This window comes from Parafrankia colletiae, assembly GCF_001854655.1.
In the GTDB taxonomy this organism is placed as follows: domain Bacteria; phylum Actinomycetota; class Actinomycetes; order Frankiales; family Frankiaceae; genus Parafrankia; species Parafrankia colletiae.
In genome coordinates this window covers 199,196-217,274 of the sequence record NZ_MBLM01000163.1, presented here as the reverse complement: position 1 = coordinate 217,274, position 18,079 = coordinate 199,196, and the positions used below count along the sequence as shown (strand labels likewise).

Annotated in this window: 11 protein-coding genes and 1 pseudogene; 4 read left to right on the top strand and 8 right to left on the bottom strand. The window is 71.9% G+C overall.

All coding sequences use genetic code 11. The annotated features are described in order from the left end of the window. Window positions 1–18: 18 nt before the first annotated feature. Window positions 19–402 (top strand): RNHCP domain-containing protein, encoded by a 384-nt coding sequence (locus tag CC117_RS30800; protein ID WP_071090896.1) that lies wholly within the window; start codon window positions 19–21, stop codon window positions 400–402. On the opposite strand, the gene CC117_RS30795 is transcribed toward CC117_RS30800, so the two are convergent. Next, window positions 347–1,603: a Glu/Leu/Phe/Val family dehydrogenase gene (locus CC117_RS30795; RefSeq protein ID WP_071091203.1), complete on the bottom strand. Its 1,257-nt coding sequence runs from the start codon at window positions 1,601–1,603 to the stop codon at window positions 347–349. The two genes, CC117_RS30800 and CC117_RS30795, sit on opposite strands and share 56 nt — an antisense overlap. Window positions 1,604–1,791: 188 nt before the next feature. Between CC117_RS30795 and CC117_RS39560 the strand changes: the two are divergent. Beyond that, window positions 1,792–2,640: pseudogene (locus tag CC117_RS39560) on the top strand (glycosyltransferase 87 family protein); the annotation flags it as partial. A 403-nt stretch (window positions 2,641–3,043) separates the two neighbouring features. On the opposite strand, the gene mptB reads toward CC117_RS39560, so the two are convergent. Then, window positions 3,044–4,450 (bottom strand): polyprenol phosphomannose-dependent alpha 1,6 mannosyltransferase MptB, encoded by a 1,407-nt coding sequence (gene mptB / locus CC117_RS38305; protein WP_241830575.1) that lies wholly within the window; start codon window positions 4,448–4,450, stop codon window positions 3,044–3,046. A gap of 263 nt (window positions 4,451–4,713) precedes the next feature. On the opposite strand from mptB, the gene CC117_RS30780 reads away from it, so the two are divergent. Further along, window positions 4,714–6,414 carry a hypothetical protein gene (locus tag CC117_RS30780; protein WP_071090887.1) on the top strand — a complete coding sequence of 567 codons (1,701 nt, stop codon included), beginning with the start codon at window positions 4,714–4,716 and terminating at the stop codon, window positions 6,412–6,414. 4 nt (window positions 6,415–6,418) lie between these two features. On the opposite strand, the gene CC117_RS30775 is transcribed toward CC117_RS30780, so the two are convergent. The 5 genes from CC117_RS30775 to CC117_RS30755 all read right to left on the bottom strand — a co-directional run bounded on the left by CC117_RS30775 (window position 6,419) and on the right by CC117_RS30755 (window position 16,056). Then, window positions 6,419–8,308, bottom strand: coding sequence for an NAD-binding protein (locus tag CC117_RS30775; protein ID WP_071090884.1), 1,890 nt, complete (start codon window positions 8,306–8,308; stop codon window positions 6,419–6,421). A 16-nt stretch (window positions 8,309–8,324) separates the two neighbouring features. Beyond that, window positions 8,325–10,031 (bottom strand): PP2C family protein-serine/threonine phosphatase, encoded by a 1,707-nt coding sequence (locus CC117_RS30770; RefSeq protein ID WP_241830574.1) that lies wholly within the window; start codon window positions 10,029–10,031, stop codon window positions 8,325–8,327. Window positions 10,032–10,250: 219 nt separating this feature from the next. Further along, window positions 10,251–11,654, bottom strand: coding sequence for a purple acid phosphatase family protein (locus tag CC117_RS30765; protein WP_321572655.1), 1,404 nt, complete (start codon window positions 11,652–11,654; stop codon window positions 10,251–10,253). A 150-nt stretch (window positions 11,655–11,804) separates the two neighbouring features. Further along, window positions 11,805–14,309, bottom strand: a complete 2,505-nt coding sequence (locus tag CC117_RS30760) for an ATP-dependent Clp protease ATP-binding subunit (RefSeq protein ID WP_071090876.1) — start codon at window positions 14,307–14,309, stop codon at window positions 11,805–11,807. A gap of 577 nt (window positions 14,310–14,886) precedes the next feature. After that, complete coding sequence (locus tag CC117_RS30755; protein ID WP_241830573.1) at window positions 14,887–16,056, bottom strand: Fe-S oxidoreductase; 1,170 nt, start codon at window positions 16,054–16,056, stop codon at window positions 14,887–14,889. Between the two features lie 385 nt (window positions 16,057–16,441). On the opposite strand from CC117_RS30755, the gene CC117_RS30750 reads away from it, so the two are divergent. After that, the gene (locus CC117_RS30750) at window positions 16,442–16,984 is read left to right on the top strand and encodes a flavoprotein (RefSeq protein WP_071090870.1); all 543 of its coding nucleotides are present in this window, start codon (window positions 16,442–16,444) and stop codon (window positions 16,982–16,984) included. A gap of 53 nt (window positions 16,985–17,037) precedes the next feature. Here the strand turns inward: CC117_RS30750 and CC117_RS30745 are convergent, their stop codons facing one another. Then, window positions 17,038–18,033, bottom strand: coding sequence for an SGNH/GDSL hydrolase family protein (locus CC117_RS30745; protein ID WP_071090867.1), 996 nt, complete (start codon window positions 18,031–18,033; stop codon window positions 17,038–17,040). Window positions 18,034–18,079 lie beyond the last annotated feature (46 nt).

Here is an 18,079-nt window from a genome sequence, read left to right as displayed (position 1 = left end):
GCCCCATACCGTTGACGGGTGCAGCCGCCTGATGACGTCTCCGGCCGGCGGTTCGCCCGCACGCCCGAGAACTTCGCCTGCCTCGTCTGCGGACGCGCGGTCCGCGGCAACGGCTACACCAACCACTGCCCGTCCTGCCTGTGGTCACGCCATGTGGACGTCCACCCGGGCGACCGGGCGGCGGTCTGTCAGGGGCTGATGCGGCCGGTGGCGGTGGAGCTGCGGGCCCGGGAGACCGTTCTGACCCACCACTGCGAGAGCTGCGGCCATCGGCGGCGCAACCGGACGTCGCCGGCCGACGACGAGGACGCCCTGTTCGCGCTGGCCGCCCGGGTGGCGGGGGAGTTCAGGGATAGAGGCCCCGGGTCCGATGCGCCTCGGCGACGCGGGCGACGCCGATGATGTGCGCGGCGGTACGCAGGCTGACCCGCCGCTCCCGGGCCAGCGCCGAGACCTCCCGGTACGCGCGCTGCATCAGCTCGCGCAGCCGGTCGTTCACCTGGTCCTCGGACCAGAAGTAGGCCTGGATGTCCTGCACCCACTCGAAGTAGGAGACCGCGACCCCGCCGCCGTTGGCGAGGATGTCCGGCACGATCACGGTGCCGTTGCCGGCCAGGACCTTGTCGGCCTCCGCCGTCACCGGGCCGTTCGCGCCCTCGACGATCAGCGGTGCCTGCACCCGGTCCGCGTTCCCGGAGTTGATCACGCCTTCCATGGCGGCGGGGACCAGCATGTCCACGTCCAGTTCGAGCAGCTCGGTGTTGGTGATCGTGTCGGTGCCCGGGTAGCCGACGACCGTGTCGCCCCCGCGGGCGACGTGGCGGATCAGCGCGGTCGGGTTCAGTCCGGCACGGTTGTGGACACCCCCCTTGACGTCGGACACCGCGACGAGCTGACAGCCGGCGTCGTGCAGGTACTGGGCGGCGAGCGCGCCGACCTTGCCGAACCCCTGGACGGCGACCGTCGTCTCCCGCGGGTCCTTGTTCAGTTCGCGGAGCGCGGCGAAGGCGGCGAGCTGGACGCCCCGGCTGGTCGCACCGGCCCGGCCCGCGGAGCCGCCGATCGACAGTGGCTTGCCGGTGACCACGCCGGGCGCGGTGTGACCGGTGTGCGTGGAGTAGGTGTCCATGATCCAGGCCATGGTCTGTTCGTCGGTGCCGACATCCGGTGCGGGGATGTCCTTGTCCGGGCCGATCAGCGGCACCAGCTCGGCGGCGTAGCGGCGGGTCATCCGCTCCCGCTCCTGCCGGGAGAGCAGGCCGGGCTCGACCGCGATGCCGCCCTTGGCGCCGCCGTAGGGAATCCCCATCAGCGCGCACTTCCAGGTCATCCACATGGCGAGGGCCTTGACCTCGTCCAGGTCGCAGGCCGGGTGGTAGCGCAGGCCGCCCTTGGCCGGCCCGCGGGCGAGGTTGTGCTGGACCCGGTAGCCGGACAGCACGAGGAGCTGGCCGTCGTCGCGCAGCAGGGGGACGGAGACGGTGATCGATCTGCGCGGGGTCCGCAACAGGTCGTGCATGCCGTCGTCCAGGCCCAGGTGGTGGGCCRCATCGGCGAGCTGCACGCACGCCGTGTCCCAGGCGGAACCGGTACCGAGGATCACAGAGCACCTCCGCGGCGCGTGGACCACCCGGCACGCGCGGAACGCGCCGTCGGGCTCCGCGCTCACGGCGCCGGTCACGCCGTGGAGTGGCTCGTGGCTGTCGGGAAGCTAAAGGGAGTGGTGACGCTAGGTGGCGAAGCGTACTCGCATAGCTATGACCTTCCCACGCCGGTGCCGCGGTCGTCGCCATGGCCGGTACTTTCCGAGGGATGCGCCGAGCACGGGACGGTTACGGGGACAGGCCGCTGCTTGCCGGGTGGATCCTGAGCCGCGTCCTGCTGCTCCTCCTCGCGGTGCACGGCCAGGTGTTYGGGGCGCAGCAGAGCGTGCGCGGCGACCTGGATCTCTACCGGGCCTGGGGTCGCATCCTCGTCCATGACGGGGCCGTCCCCGGCGACGAGAAGTGGCAGTACCCGCCGGGTGCCGCGGTCCTGCTCGCGCTCCCCGGAGCGCCTCGCGAGTGGCTCGGCGTCCCCTACGAGGTCTCGTTCCTCCTGCTCATCCTCGCGGTCGACGCGGCCGTGACCTGGGCACTCGCCCGCCGCTCCCATCGCGCGGCGCGCTACTGGCTGCTCACCACGCTGGCCCTCGGGCCGGTCACTGTGGCCCGCTTCGATCTGGTGCCGGCCGCCGCCGCCCTCGCCGCCCTGCTGGCGCTCGACGCCCGCCCCGGACGTTTCGGCGGCTGGGTGGCGCTGGGTGCGGCCGTCAAGGTGTGGCCCGGTCTGTTGCTCGTCTCGCTCGGCCGTGGTGGCCTGGCGGGCCGGCGCGGGGATGTCCTGGCACGGGGCGGGCGGATCGCGGCCGGCGCGGCCGCGGTGGTGGCGGGCCTGGCCGTGGCCCTCGCGCTCGCCGGGTGGTGGCGGGGCGCCCTCGGATTTCTCGACGCCCAGAGCGCACGAGGCCTGCAGATCGAGGCAGTGTCGGCCACACCGTTCGTGGTGGCCCGGATGTTCGGGGCCGGGGAGGCGCCGGCGTACTCCCACGGGTCGCTGCAGTTCGACGGAACCGCCGCCCGGGGTGTCGCGACCGCCTGCTCGGTGGTCGAGATGATCCTGATCCTGGTCGCGGTGCTGTTCTGGTGGGCGCGGCGGCCCGGGCCGGACGCCGGTCAGCCCACCGCCGCGGACATCGCCGGCCGGGGTCTGGCGCTGGTGATGATCATTTCTGTCACCTCCCGCGTACTCAGCCCGCAGTACCTGATCTGGATGCTCGTCCTGGTCGCGGCCCGCATCGCCCTCACCCCTGACGGTTCCGCGGAACCGGTCCGGCCGGTTCCGCCGGTCCGGCCGGACGGAAGAGGCCTGTCGATGGACCCGGCGGTGCTGCTCGCCGTCGCCGCCGTGCTGACGCAGGTCGTCTATCCCTGGCGGTACAACGATGTGGTTCAGGGCCGGGTCGTCGGCAGCCTGCTGCTGCTTGCGCGCAACGTCCTGCTGGTCATCGTCGCCTGGTACGCGCTCCGGACCAGCGTGGCCAGCCCGCCGCTGCCAGCGCCATCCCGCCCAGCAGAACCGCGAGCGCGACGACCGGCAGCGGCCCGGCTCGCCCGAGCAGCCGCCAGGTGTCGGCGAGCGGGGACAGCGTGGCGGCACACAGCCACACCGACGTGACGACTACCAGCCAGACCACGGGTCCGGCCCGGGGCGGCGGCTCCGCCCGGTCGAGCGCGACGAGCACGGCCAGGAACGGCACGCTCAGTGCGAGATACCACGGATAGACCACCGGTGATCCCAGCGCGACGGCCATGCCGCCGTATCCCAGGACGGCCAGGCCGTCGCGCGGGCGGGGGTGCGGCCAGGTCCGCAGCGCGAGCCAGACGACGATCAGGCCGGCCAGCGCCAGCGTCAGGGCGCGGGTCGCGTCGAGCACTGTGCCGTCGGCGACGTCCAGCCCGATCAGTCCCGCCGACGCGGCCAGCCCGGTCGCGAGCATCGACGCGGGAGCCACGCCGGTCTCCAGCGCGCCGGAGGTGGCGAGGGCGTTGATCCAGGTCGGTCCGAAACCGCCCGCGGCCATGGCGGCCAGCAGTGCCGCGGAACCGGCGATCAGGTCGGTGCCGAGAGCTGCCGCTGCCGTGCGGACGCGCCGGGCGTCCCGCAGATGGGCGAAGAGCAACCAGCCGGCGCCGAGAAAAGCGGTGGCCTTGACGCTGCCGGCCAGGCACGCGAGGACCATGGCCAGTGCCGCCAGGCCGCGTGCCCGGCCGGTGTCCGTCGTGGCCCGCCGCGCCTGATCGGCCACCAGCGCCCCGGCGAGCAGGGCCGCGGCGAGGGCGTCCAGGTGGGAGCCCCCGACCAGGTGAATGATCACGAACGGGTTGGCGGCGAGGAGAACGAGCACCACCGCGAGGCGGCTGCCCGCGCCGTATGCCGGGCACTGGGCGCGCAGGAGGCGCAGCGCGAGCAGGACGAGAGCGACGGTCGACAGCACCGCGACGACACGTAGCACCACGATCGCCCCGGCCGGGCCGGCGCCGAAGAGGTCGCCGAGGGTTGCGGCCAGCCGCTCGACGCCGACGCCCAGCCCGCCGTAGGGGGCGTGGGTCTCGCGCCAGCGCGGATCCACGGCGGCGACGAAGATCTCCCCGGTCGGGCCGCGGGCGAGCAGGGCGCTGACGCCGTGGGTGGCCGGGTCCAGTCCGTGTCGGGCGAGTTCCCCCTGCGCGGCGTAGGCATAGACGTCCCGGCTGAACAGCGGCGGTCCCAGCGCGAACGGGGTTGCCCACGCGAGGGCGGCGATGGCGGCCTCGCGCGGGGGGAGCGTGTGGCGGAGCGCCCGGGCCAGGAGAAGCAGCCAGCTCAGGCACAGAAGGATCACAGCCACGGCCGCTGTGGCCGCAAGCACGCCCCTGTCGGTGTCCGAAGGCGGCGTGGATGGGAGAATTCCCCACCAGGATGACGGGTCGCTCGCCTGGGGATCCCGGGGGCCGAGCCGAGCCTCGCCGATCATGGCGGCGCTCGCGGCGATCGTGCCGGTTGCGATCAGCCATGACGTCCCACGCCCAGGCGGCGTGTCCGTGCCGGTCCGCGCACCCGCGGTGCCCGCGGTGAAGATGTCGACTGTTGTGGCGCCGGACAGGCCGGCCGCGGAGGGCGGGGAGGTGACGGGTGGGTCTGCTCGCGACGCCTGATCCGTTGCTCGGAACCACCGCCGGCGAGAACGGCCGTCGCCGCGACTCACTCCCGCAGACCTCCTGCCTCGCCGTTGGTCCTCGGCGCCGCAGTCGGGTGGCCGAGGGCGCCGCCGCCCTGGGAACCGCGGTCGTGCGCCGGCCCTGGCTGCTCACCGCGGTGCTGTGCCTGATTTCGGTGTGCCTCGGCGTCACCGGCCCGGACACCCCTGCCCAGGAGTATCGGGTCTGGCTCTTCGAGCACGGCGGCGCGGTCCTGTGGGACGACGGTTGGTACGGCGGCCACACCATACCCGGCTACAGTGTGCTCTTTCCCCCGCTGGGCGCCCTGCTGGGTGTCCAGACCGTCGGCGCGCTCGCCTGCATCGCGTCGACGGTCGTCGTGACCCGGCTGCTGCGCGGGCCCGGTGCCCGGCGCGGTCACGATCTGGCGCTCGTGTGGTTCGCGGTCGCGACGGTGGCGAACCTGGTCGTCGGCCGCATGCCGTTCGCGCTCGGGATGGCGTTCGGCGCGCTGGCACTGCTGGGCGCGCGCGAGCGGCGGGTGCGGCTGGTGTGGGCGGGCGCGGTGCTGTCATCCCTCGCCTCGCCGCTCGCCGCCGGATTCGTCCTCATGGTGGGGCTGGCACTGCTCGGGACGCTGCCGCGGCGGGTGCTCGTCGGGTTCCTCGGAGCCGGCGCGGGGATCGCGGTGGCGCTCGCCTTCCCGGAGGAGGGCTACCAGCCCTTCCCGGCGGTCACCTTCCTCTCCCTGCTGACGCTGATCGGGGTGGGGCTCGTCCTGGTTCCCCGGGAGCAGCGGGCGGTCCGCAACGGCCTGCTGCTGTGGGCGGCGTCGGCGATCGTCTTCTTCTTCGTCCCGACACAGGTCGGAGGCAACATCACCCGCCCGGCGACGATGCTCGCCGGGCCGGCGGCGGCGGTGTTCCTGGCCAGCCGGCCGCGCGCGCTCGCGCTCGCCTCGATCCCCCTGATCGCCTGGCAGATCGGTCCCATCCACGGGGCACTGGTGACCCACGGCGACCCGTCCGCCTCGCCCGACTACTACACGGAGCTGCTCGACTACCTGGACAACGACAGTCCGGTCCCGGGAGGGCGAGTCGAGATCCCGTTCACCCGGTCGCACTGGGAGGCCCGCTACGTCCCGCCGCGGGTTCCCATCATCCGTGGCTGGCTGCGCCAGCTCGACAGCAAGTACAACGCCCTGTTCTACGACGGAACGCTGTCGGCGGCGACCTACCACGAATGGCTGCTCGCCCGCGGCGTCACGTATGTCGCCCTGCCGAACGTCGAGCTCGACCCGGCCGGTGTCGCGGAGGCCGAGCTGCTGCGGTCCGGGCTGCCCTACCTGGAGCTCACCTGGCGCRATGCTGACTGGATGGTGTGGCTGGTCCGGGATTCCCCCGGCCTCGTCCGCGGCCCGGCGACCCTCACCGAGCTGGACGTCAGCTCGGTCGCGGTGTCGTTCGCGAACCCCGGCGTCGCCACCATCCTGGTGCACTACACACCGTACTGGCAGATTACTGAAGGTGATGCCTGCGTGTTCCGGGCAGCGGGTGGGTGGACGGGCATCCTCACCCAGTCCAGTGGCGCGGTGCGGCTGTCGGCCCGCCTCTCGGTGGACGGCCTGACCCGCGCCAGCGCCCTCGACTGCCCCGCCGACCAGCGCCTGCACTGATGGCTTAGGCGATGGGGTCCGGCGGCCGCGGGGTCATCCGCACGATGCCCAGGCCGGCGGCGGCCAGGATGGCGGGCATGTTGAGGACGACCGCCTCACTGCGTAACCGGTCGTCCCGGGAGAGGTTCTCCCAGTCGACGAGCGAGGGGTGGCGCGGGTCCGAGCCGTCCAGCTCCAACGGCCCGTACCGCACTCCGCGGCTCTCCCGCTCCCGCCACCAGCGCAGATGCTCCTCCCGCGCCAGCTGGTCCACCTCGTCCGCGGTGAAGGAGAACTCCGGATCGTGCTCGCCGAGCGGCACCAGCATCCAGTTCCGCCGCCGCAGGACGTCGCTGTAGCCGATCGCCTGCGCCCGGTTCGACGCCTGGAGATCGTGGTCCAGCTCCTCCCACGGGCGCAGGCTGCGCCGGCTGCCCATCGCCGCGCCGCCGGCCCGCTCCTTCGCCAGGTACTTCTCATGGATGATCTGGGCGAACCGCTCGATGAGGTCGTTCGCGCCGGGGTCGAGCGGCAGTGCCTGATCGTTCACGGCGAAGAAACGCAGCCCGCCCTGGACGCTGTCCAGCAACCCGCTGTCATCCAGCGGCGGCAGCGGGTCCTCGTCGACGGGTGGGTTGCGGGAGCCGAAGACGTCCTCGAAGCTGCGCTGGCGCCCGGTGCGCACGACGATCCTGGTCCGGCGCTCGCCGAGGCCGGTGGCGCCGACAGCGCGCAGCACCTCCAGCCCGCGCAGCAGCGCCTCCTCCTCGTCACGGTGACACACGTAGACGAACTCCGGCGGCTCGCCCGGGCCGTCCTGGGCGAGGATCAGACCGGTGGGCAGCTCCCCGGACGCGCTGTCGTGGGCCAGCAGCTCGACCTGTGCCAGCGCCGGCTCGCGGGAGCGCATCGCGGCGGCGTGCCCGGAGGCGTCCCGTCCCGACACCACGATGCGCAGCAGCGGATCACCGGGCGCGCTGGAATCCCGCCACCGCCGGGCGAGCTCCATCACGAGCGCCAGGCCCAGGCCGGACATCCCCAGCACGACCAGATGCGGCGGCCGCGCGGGCAGATCGGGCGCCCGGTTGGGTCGGGCCCACGCCGGCGCATTGCTGTTGAGCAGGGCATGCGCGCCGAGCACCTCGATCGCGAAGAAGTCGAGCCGGAAGCCGGGGTCGTTCTCCAGCCCGATCCGGCGGGCCCGCAGGTGCGGCAGCAGTGACAGGTCGCCGACCTGGGCCAGACAGCGCAGGGGGTTGTCCACCCGGGCGTCCGCGGTTCGGCGGTACCGGGTACGTCCGCCCCGCACCACCCCCCGCGCGGTGAGGGTCACCGCCAGGTTGGACGCCGTGTCGCCCAGACAGCTGTAGACGACGTCGGCGCGCGCGATCCCGGCGCCCTGCAGAACGATCCGCTCCACCGGGTCGCCGTTGATCCGCAGCAGGTTGGGGGGCCGCTCGGCGTCCGGGTACTCCTGCCCGGCGTCCTGGGCGACCAGCACCACGCGGTTGCTGCCGACCAGCTTGTCGACCAGCGCGGACGCGGTCGGCCCGCTGCCGCAGACGACGACGTGCCGGCGCGCGTGCCGGGCCCGGAACCGCTCGAACCGGTGGGCGAACAGGGTGCTCACGGCATCGGCGACACCGACCGCGGTCGCCAGCGGGGCGAGGAAGCGGGCCACCTCCAGGGCGGGCGGGAACTGCCCGCCGCCCTCGAACATCGTCCCGTCCGCGAGGAACAGGGTGGATGCGAAGAAGACCACGTTGGCCCAGGTGAAGGTCTCCGGCGTCGCCGCGAAGTGCTGATAGGTGCCGATCAGGCTCAGCACCATCGCGATCAGCCCGAGGACCCCGAACAGCCCGAGCAGGTGGCGACGCAGCCACCGGCCCGTCCGGCCGACCAGCCCGCCGGTCACCCCGGCCAACGAGCCGTCACCGCGCGGCGGGCTCGGAGACCACGTCAGCGACCACGATCGTGGTGTCGTCACGCGCGCCGGCCAGCAGCGCGGCCTCCACGAGAGCGTCGGCAGCCCGCTCCGGCGGCTCGGCACCGAGCTCGGTCATCAGCCCGAGCAGCTGCTCCGGGGTCATCACCTTGGTGATGCCGTCACTGGCGAGGATGACCCGGTCGCCGGCCCGGACCGGCTCGCGCAGGATGTCGGCCTCGATGTGGTCCGCGAGGCCGACCGCGTTGAGCAGCGGGCCGTTCTTGATCGCGTGCGGGGTGGTGATCTGGTGCGGGCGCCCCTTCTGCGGCTGCAGCCACACCGAGCTGTCGCCCACGTGCGCGATGAACAGCGTCTCGCCGGTGGACTGCTGCCGGCCGAGGATGACGACGTCGAGGGTGCACGCCATGCCCCGCCAGGCCGGTTCCTCCCGGGGCTTCTCCCGCACCACCTGGTTGGCGCGTGCGACAGCCTGCCGGAGCCCGTCGGCGGGGTCCCGGGCGTACTGGGGGCGGAAGCCGGCGACGGTGGTGACCGTCAGGGTGGAGGCGATCTGGCCGGCGGCCTCGCCTCCGACCCCGTCCGAGACCGCGAGCAGTCCGTCGGAGACCACGTAGGCGTCCTCGTTGGGACCGCCGCGCTTACCGCGCCGCGTGCGGCCGGCGGCGGCGAGCCGCAGGGCGGGCGCGGTGGTCTGGGCCGGCTCGGGCGCCACGATCCCGGCCGCTCCCGACTCGGGCGACAGGGCCGCATCCGCCACCGTGACCGCCGCGTCGCCAGCGGTGGCGCCGGCACCGCCCCAGGCCGGATCCGGCCAGGTCGGTGCCTGGCCGAGGGCGTCCGGGCCGTCCGGGCCGGCGCTGACGCGCTGCGTCTCACCCGCCGTGGGGTCGGGGTAGGACGCCGGCCCGCTGTAGCCGCTCAGGCCCGGCTGGTGGTACGCGCCGTCGGCCGGATGCCTGCCCTGGCCGTCCATCGGCAACCGGTAGGCGGAGTCGTCCACCTCGGTCTGGTGCGGACGGCCACTGGGCGGCGGGGTCCACCCGGTGGCATCCGGGTCCCGGCTGTCGTTCATAGGGGTGTCCCTGCTGTGTGCGTTGGCATGGGATTCACCGGTCTGGGCTCCGGCGGCGAAGTACTCCCCGTGGTACGGGGTATCCGCCTGGTCCGCGGCGGTGCCGGCACGTGCTGGGTACGCGCCACCGATATTGTGACCCGCCCCCGGGGCACCGTCTGTCACGGAGGTGGCTGTGTCGGCATACCCGCCCGCGGTTGTGGCTCCGGTCACGTCGGGCGAGTCGGTCCCGGGGTCGCTCAGACTGGTGACCCGGGTGGCCTCCGCACCGTCCCAGTCGACCCATCCGGTACCGTCGCCCCAGGCCGGGCCGGCCGCACCGGGGTCGCCGTCGGATCCGCCGCCGGGCTCGCCCCCGTCCGCCACCGTGATCACGGGGGCGGCGGCGACAGGCGCGGCCGGAGTGGCGGTGAGGTCCGGTCCCGCGCCGTCCGGCGGTTCGGGGGGCGGAGTGTCCCGCAGTGGAATGCCGCCCCGGCGGGCGCGTCGTGTCTCCAGCGTCCGCCGCCGCCCCGACTCGTAGCCGGTGCGCGGGGCTCGACTGGAGAGCACCACAAAGACAACGGCGCCCACGAGCAGCACCACAATGAGCATGATCGGTACTAGTGAGCTACCCATGGCCTCCGTCCCCGCCACGCCAACCCGATCACGCTATAGGACGTGTCGGTAGCCGTCCCCATACATAATCAAAGGCGTCAACTTGGGGACGATCGGATCCGTGTCAGGACACCGACATGGGGCCACCAGGCGCCAGAGACGCGGCGTTTCGGCTTGTCGGGTCGCAGGGCGCGGGTGTCGGGAAGATGTCCGGGGCGCCGGAAGGTCAGATCTCCCCGGTCAGGCGCCGCCGCTGTCGCCGCTGGGGCGCACCAGGGTGAACGTGTCGAACGGGACGGGTTCGGTCGTCGACGAGTCGTAGACCGTCACCCGGATCCGGGTCGGCCCGCCGTCGGATCCGGGCTCCACGGCGAAGCCGGCGAAGGCATAGGGATGCTCCGGGAACCGGGCCGCGAGCCAGGGCGCGGACTCCGTCACCCGCACCGCCGGATGATGCCGCTGGCCCGGCTCGGGCTCGCGCACCCCGACAGTCACCCGGCAGGCCGGCGGGTCGAACAGCTGATGCGCGGACGGGGTGGACGAGCCGCCCGTACCCACGAGCATGTGGACACCACCGGCCGAGGTGTCGATGGTGGTCTCTCCGTCCACGATGGTCGTCGCTCCCGGTACCGGCCGCGGGGTGCGCGTCGGCGTCCCCGTGACAACGCCGCGTAGCGGATGGGTCCGCTCGTAGTGGTGCTCATGCCCACTGAGCACCAGATCGACCCCGTACTGGTCGAACAGCGGCAGCCATTCCTCGCGCAGGCCCAGATCAGCGCCGTTGTGGAACTCGGCGGTGGACACGGCCGCCTGGTGCACGGCGACGATCACCCAGTCGACGTCCCGGTCGGCACGGGCCTGCTTCAGCTCCTGCTCCAGCCAGGCGGTCTGCCGCCCGGAGCTGTAGCCGTGCAGGTAGACCCGCCCGGCGTCCTGGTAGCAGACATCGTCGCCGCTGAGGACGATGAACCGCACCCCGCCGACGGCGAAGGTGTACCAGAGGCCGTTCAGGTACGGTTCCGCGCCGTTGTCCGGCAGCCGGAAGTAGGTCTGGTAGGCGGCCAGGCCGAGGGCGCCGTTGCCGCGCTCGGTCTCGTGGTTCCCCGGAGCCGGCATCCATGGGCGGCGGGTGGCCGAGGGGCTGATCATCGCGAGCCAGTCAGACCAGGCGGTCGGTGGGACGTCCCGCACGTTCGAGTAGGCCAGGTCGCCGTTCACCAGGGTGAACAGCGGTGCGAGTCGTTCGAGCCCGGTCACCAGGGTGYCGGAGGCCGCGGTCCCGTGCGGGTCGGAGGGCCGGTCCGTGCCGTGATCCCCGAAGCAGGTGAAGGTGAACGCGGCCCGCCCCCGCGGCGCGGTGCGAAAGGTGGCGCCGGTCGCGGTGCGGGCCCGGCCTGCCCGGAAGGACAGCTCGTACCGGTACTCGGTGTCCGGCTGTAGACCGTCCAGCAGCGCGTGATGCGCGAAGATCTCACGCTGTGTGGTCGAGTCGGTGTAGCGGCGCGTGACGGCCCCGGCGGACGAGCCCGCCGGGGCGTCTGGGTGGGTGCCGCGGACGTGGACCTGAGGCTGCCGGACCGGCGCCAGGGTGATCCACGAGACGACCATCGAGGTGGCCGGGTCCGCACCGAAGGTGAGGTGCACACCGTGCTCGGCGCTCGGACCGGAACCGGGCGGAGTCGGGGAACTGGGCAGATCTTCGTCGTGGTGTCGAGGCATGACTTCCGGAGGCAGCGGCGCGACGGACATGCCGAAGGGCGGTCACGCGGGTCGCGCAACCGCCCTTCGGTCACATCATTCGCTGGACTTGGCCAGGTCGATCGGGGGAGCGTCCGGCACCGAGTTCGGCTTCGGCTCGCCGCGGAAGACGAACTTCGCCTCCTCGCCTTCGCCCTCGACGTCGCCGACGACGATCTCGCCGGGACGCAGCGTCCCGTAGAGGATCTTCTCGGACAGGACGTCCTCGATCTCCCGCTGGATCGTCCGGCGCAGCGGACGGGCGCCCAGCACCGGGTCGTAGCCGCGCTTGGCGAGCAGGACCTTGGCCGCCGGAGTGAGCTCCAGCGCCATGTCCTTGTTCTTCAGCTGGCTGTCGACCCGGGCCAGCATGAGGTCCACGATCTGGACGATCTCGGCCTCGGAGAGCTGGTGGAAGACGATGATGTCGTCGATCCGGTTCAGGAACTCAGGCCGGAAGTGCTGCTTGAGCTCGTCCTGGACCTTGGCCTTCATCCGCTCGTAGTCCACCGCGCCCTGACCGGTGGCGAAGCCGATGCCGGGGCCCTTGGAGATGTCCCGGGTGCCCAGGTTCGACGTCATGATCAGGACGGTGTTCTTGAAGTCGACCAGCCGGCCCTGGGAGTCGGTCAGACGACCGTCCTCCAGGATCTGCAGGAGGGTGTTGAACACGTCCGGGTGGGCCTTCTCGACCTCGTCGAAGAGGACCACGGAGAACGGCTTGCGCCGCACCCGCTCGGTGAGCTGGCCGCCCTCCTCGYACCCGACGTAGCCGGGCGGGGAGCCCACCAGCCGCGAGACGGTGTGCTTCTCCATGTACTCGGACATGTCGAGCTGGATGAGCGCGTCCTCGTCACCGAAGAGGAACTCCGCCAGCGTCTTCGACAGCTCGGTCTTACCGACACCGGACGGGCCGGCGAAGATGAACGAGCCACCGGGGCGCTTCGGGTCCTTCAGACCGGCGCGGGTACGCCGGATCGCCTGGGAGACGGCCTTGATGGCCTGCTCCTGGCCGATGACCCGACGGTGGAGCTCGTCCTCCATGCGGAGCAGACGCGCGGTCTCCTCCTCGGTGAGCTTGAAGACCGGGATGCCGGTCCAGATCGCGAGGACCTCCGCGATCTCCTCGTCGCCGACCTCGGCGACGACGTCCATGTCGCCGGCCTTCCACTCCTTCTCCCGCTTGGCCTTCTCGGCCAGCAGGGTCTTCTCCTTGTCGCGCAGCGACGCGGCCTTCTCGAAGTCCTGCGCGTCGATCGCGGACTCCTTGTCGCGCCGGACGTTCGCGATGCGCTCGTCGAACTCACGCAGGTCCGGCGGAGCGGTCATCCGGCGGATGCGCATCCGGGAGCCGGCCTCGTCGATCAGGTCGATCGCCTTGTCCGGCAGGAACCGGTCGGAGATGTAGCGGTCGGCCAGGGAGGCCGCGGCGACCAGGGCGGCGTCGGTGATCGAGACGCGGTGGTGCGCCTCGTACCGGTCGCGCAGGCCCTTGAGGATCTCGATCGTGTGCGCCACCGACGGCTCCGCGACCTGGATGGGCTGGAAGCGCCGCTCGAGCGCCGCGTCCTTCTCCAGGTGCTTGCGGTACTCGTCCAGGGTGGTCGCGCCGATCGTCTGCAGCTCACCGCGCGCCAGCATCGGCTTCAGGATGGAGGCGGCGTCGATCGCGCCCTCGGCGGCACCCGCACCGACGAGCGTGTGCAGCTCGTCGATGAACAGGATGATGTCGCCGCGGGTGCGGATCTCCTTCAGGACCTTCTTCAGCCGCTCCTCGAAGTCACCGCGGTAGCGGGACCCGGCGACCAGAGCGCCGAGGTCGAGGGTGTAGAGCTGCTTGTCCTTCAGGGTCTCCGGGACCTCGCCCTTGACGATCGCCTGCGCGAGCCCCTCGACGACGGCGGTCTTGCCGACGCCGGGCTCGCCGATGAGGACCGGGTTGTTCTTCGTCCGGCGCGACAGCACCTGCATGACGCGCTCGATCTCCTTCTCGCGCCCGATGACCGGGTCGAGCTTGGACTCACGAGCGGCCGCGGTGAGGTTGCGGCCGAACTGGTCGAGGACCAGCGAGGTCGACGGCGTGCCCTCGGCCGGGGCGCCRGCGGTCGCCGGGTCGCCCTTGCCCTGGTAGCCGGACAGGAGCTGGATGACCTGCTGGCGGACCCGGTTGAGGTCCGCTCCGAGCTTGACCAGCACCTGGGCGGCGACGCCCTCGCCCTCGCGGATGAGGCCGAGCAGGATGTGCTCGGTGCCGATGTAGTTGTGACCGAGCTGGAGGGCCTCGCGCAGCGAGAGCTCAAGGACCTTCTTGGCTCGCGGCGTGAACGGGATGTGCCCGCTCGGCGCCTGCTGACCCTGGCCGATGATCTCTTCGACCTGCGACCGCACACCCTCGAGCGAGATCCCGAGCGACTCGAGGGCCTTAGCGGCGACGCCCTCGCCCTCGTGGATCAGGCCGAGCAGGATGTGCTCGGTCCCGATGTAGTTGTGGTTGAGCATCCTGGCTTCTTCCTGAGCCAGGACGACGACCCGACGTGCCCGGTCGGTGAACCTCTCGAACATGTGCGCTCCTTCGAGCTGCGACCGACCACACGACAGCCGGTATCCGCATGCTAGCTCCGCCGAGGCATGTCCTCACGCATCGAACAGAAACCTACCCGCCGGAACCGCCCCCTTCGTCGGAGACAGCTCTGCGGCCGGATCGCCGGCCGACCAGCGGAGACGTTCATGGCAACCGTGGCCGACCAGGCATGATTCCGTCACGTGGTTCCGCCAAGAGCGGAACGGACATGTCGACCCCGACAACTCCGCTGTGGGGCCTCGACGGGCGATGATGATCAGATTCGCGCTCGGAGCCGCGGTGCTCCGTGCTGGCGGCGGGAACGGAGTGAACAGGGTCCAGCCGCCGGCCGGCTCGAGGCCGGCACTACCGACAGTAACTGATGTCGTCGGGCGGTTGGAGTGATTCAGGTCACACGTGGTCTGCTGTGGTCGTCGCGTTCCGCCGCGTCGCATGTCGCGTGCCACTCCTGGCTGATGATCAACGCATCACGGCCACCTCGATTCCGCTTGTTCCTCCTGCGGCTTCTTCTGGGACGCTGCCGCTCCCCAGGGCTCCCCTGCCCGGCCGGAGGCGGTCTCAGACGGCCAGCCCGCCCGGTCCCTGGCTGTCGATCCACTCCCGCAGCCGGCTCTCGCGTTCCGGCGCGGCCACAAAGGGACATGCGGTGCAGAACTCCTCGGTGACCCGGTGCGCCAGGCAGCAGGAGCCGCGCCGCATGCCCGTGTAGCACCGGCCGCGGTGGATGAACTGCTGCCAGGTCGGCCGGGCCCGCAGGGTGGGCGCCGCGGCGGCGAAGAAGGCGTCCGCCTCAAGGCGGCCCAGGTGCGGATCGCGGCTCACCCGCTCCGTGAGAAGAAAGGTGCGGCCGCACTGGGCGGCCACCGCGCCCCACAGCGCAGCCAGCCCGAGCCGCGCGCGCTTGCGCAGGCTGGCGATGATCGGCTCCAGGTGGCCGATGATCTCCTCCACGAGCTGCGCGCGCAGCGCCTCCAGATCCGCCGCGACCGCCACGACCTCGACCGGGGTCGCCTCCGGCGCACACCCGGCAACCGCCGGGTCCTCCGGCAGGAGGGTCATGCGGGGGCGATGGAAGGCGGTGGCGTCGAACCATCCCCCTTCGTGGCGGTGCACCCAGATCTCGGCGGGGTCGAGGTCGGGGATCCGGCGTGTCAGGACGAAGGTGGCGATCGCCGGGCCGACGATGGTCGCGGCGTACCAGGCGGTGAAGTAGCTGACCGCGACCTCCGGGGTGGCCTGGTGGTGTTCGCGCACCACGGCGAGAGCCTCGTCCAGGCGTTCGGGGTCGAGCAGGTCGGAGGCCCGGATCCAGCCATCGGGTGATGGCGGTGGCCCGACGATCGCCCAGCGGTGATCGAGTGCGGGGCCCACCGCCTGCAGCGTCGCGTCGAGGCCGGCCAGGCTCGCCGCACCGGCCGCGACGGCGAGGCCTGCCGCGCTGGCGAGGTTCGTGGCGGAGGTGACGCCGGTGATGCCGGCTGCAGCCAGGTCCGCCGGGTCGACGGCCAGGTGGGATGACGGGTTCATGTCACGGGTCTCGTGCTGGCCGCGGCGGTGCGGACGGCCGTGCGCGTGGGCGCCCCGCTGCGAGCGGGCGCCTGCGGCGAGATCCGGGTCCCGGCGGCGGCCAGTGAAGACGAGGCCGGAGCCAGGGAGGCGTCCGTCGGCGTGGGGCGTGGCCGGCGGCATGACACGGGAGACATAGTTGTTAGGTAAGCCTAACTTCATCTGCCTAGTCAACCCGACCTCGGCCGAGCGTGCCGGCCCCCGGGCGCTTGCTGCCCGGCGACAGGCCGTTGGCCTGCGTCTTCGAGCTCGGCAGGCTCGGTATTTGAAGAAGGTCACAATCCTGCGAGCATGAGCGGGAGTGGGGTGGAAGTCTGGCGCCGCCCCTGCCGTCGGGACCCGCCCGGCTTCCGCGCACTGCCTGGTGGCCTCGCACAGACCCTGCCGCCGGCGGTGCGTCCAGCATCCGAACCGAGCGTGCCGAGTGGGCACAACATGACGAGATCACCAAGTGAGGTTTACCTTACCCTGGCGTGCTGAGTGATGCCGCTCTTCCGCTCCGTGGCAGGTTGTCTCCAAACGGGGCCACCCGGTCCAGACTGGGCGTATGACCACTGCGCAGCCGGTGCTGTACCACGTCGTGTGCGCCGCATCGCCAGCTCTCGCCGCCGCCGGCTTCGTGACCGAGGCGCAGCAGGCCGGATGGGACGTCTGCGTCATCACCACGGCCCGTGCCGGCGGGTGGCTCGATCTGCCGGTGCTCGCCGAACTGACCGGGCACCCGGTGAGGACCGACTACAAACGTCCCGGCCAGCCGGATGTGCTGCCGCCGCCGGACGCCTTCGCGGTCGTTCCGGCGACCTTCAACACGATCAACAAGTGGGCTGCCGGTATCGCGGACACCCTGGCCCTGGGTCTGCTGACCGAGGCCCTCGGCCTGCGGCTGCCCATCGTTGCCGCGCCCTGCCTCGCCGCGGCGCAGGCGGCGCACCCCGCCTACGAGACGTCCTGYCGGACCCTGCGCGGGGCTGGCGTCCAGCTGCTGGACCGCTGGTCGCCGCGGGGTCCCGACCAGGCTGGTGGCTGGGATACCACCGACAGCGAACGGGTGCTCCGAAGGCTCGGCACCCCGACGGCCGCTTCCGGCTGACCGGCGGACTCCGGCTGACCGGCGGACTCCGGCTGGCCTGCTGGCCGCCGACGTCAGCGGCGGTCGTCGACGATCGCCTCGTGAACCGTCCGGGCTATGGCTTCCTGACCTGCCTGGGTGGGGTGTGCGCTGAGGTCCCGCCCCGCGCCGAAAAGCCCGACCGGGTTGACCCACGAGTCATCCGTACACATTTCGTGATCGCGTAGCGAGCGGTTGGTGGAGACGAACTCGACCCCGGCCTCGCGAGCTGCTTTGCGAATCGTCCGGTTGAGCGTGTTGTTGAGGCTGACGAGCTGCCTGCGCTCGCCGCTGTCAAGCCAGCGGCAGGTGTTGTCGCGCTGCGACCGCGGGAAGATGTCGGGATATCCGACGACCAGGATCCGGGCGTTCGGCGCGGCTTTCCTGACTTCTTTGTAAGTGGTGACAAGAATGCCCGGAAGCTCGTCCTGAAGGTACTTCCGCTTGCGCTTGTCGTCACCGCTCCAGAAACACTTCCATGCCACGCAGCTCAGGACGACCCGACTGAATCCGGCGTCGTTCCCGCCGATGGTGATCGTGACCACGTCGGGCGCCGTTGCCAGGCCGCGCAGCTGGTCGAGCTGTGGCGGGTTGTCCCGCTGGGAGGAGGTCAGGTTCCGTGTCGTCGCCCCGCCGCAGGCGGCGTGCAGGACTGTGGTGACCGGTGGATCCAGCGTTGCCARCAGTCTCGGCCAGGCTCCGGCGCTGCGCCGGCAGCTCGCGATGGCGAGGTCGAACGGGGGCGTCCCCTCCCCGGACGAGTAGGAGTCGCCGAGCGCGGCGACCGTCAGCCGGCCCGGCGTCGTGGGTGCCGCCCCCGCTGACGTGGCCGGTGCTCCGACGAGGAGGAACATGGCCGCTGCGGCCGTGAACGCGACCCAGGTGACGGGCGTACGCAGGAAGGGCATGTTCGGGAACGGCGCCGTGTGTTCCGCGCTGCCGCCGCCGGACCGGGAGGTCCGGGCTGGCCCTGCCATACGTCGCCCGCGTGGGCCGATGAATCGTGAGATCGCCCACGCTCTGTCCCGCATGGAGGAAAGGCTAACCCGGCCCGCCTCTCCGCGACGCAATTCTGGC

Excerpts from the sequence above, each read along its gene's own strand:
- CC117_RS30755 (WP_241830573.1), bottom strand. The coding sequence starts at position 16,056 with ATGAAGTTAGGCTTACCTAACAACTATGTCTCCCGTGTCATGCCGCCG.
- CC117_RS30770 (WP_241830574.1), bottom strand. The coding sequence starts at position 10,031 with ATGGGTAGCTCACTAGTACCGATCATGCTCATTGTGGTGCTGCTCGTG.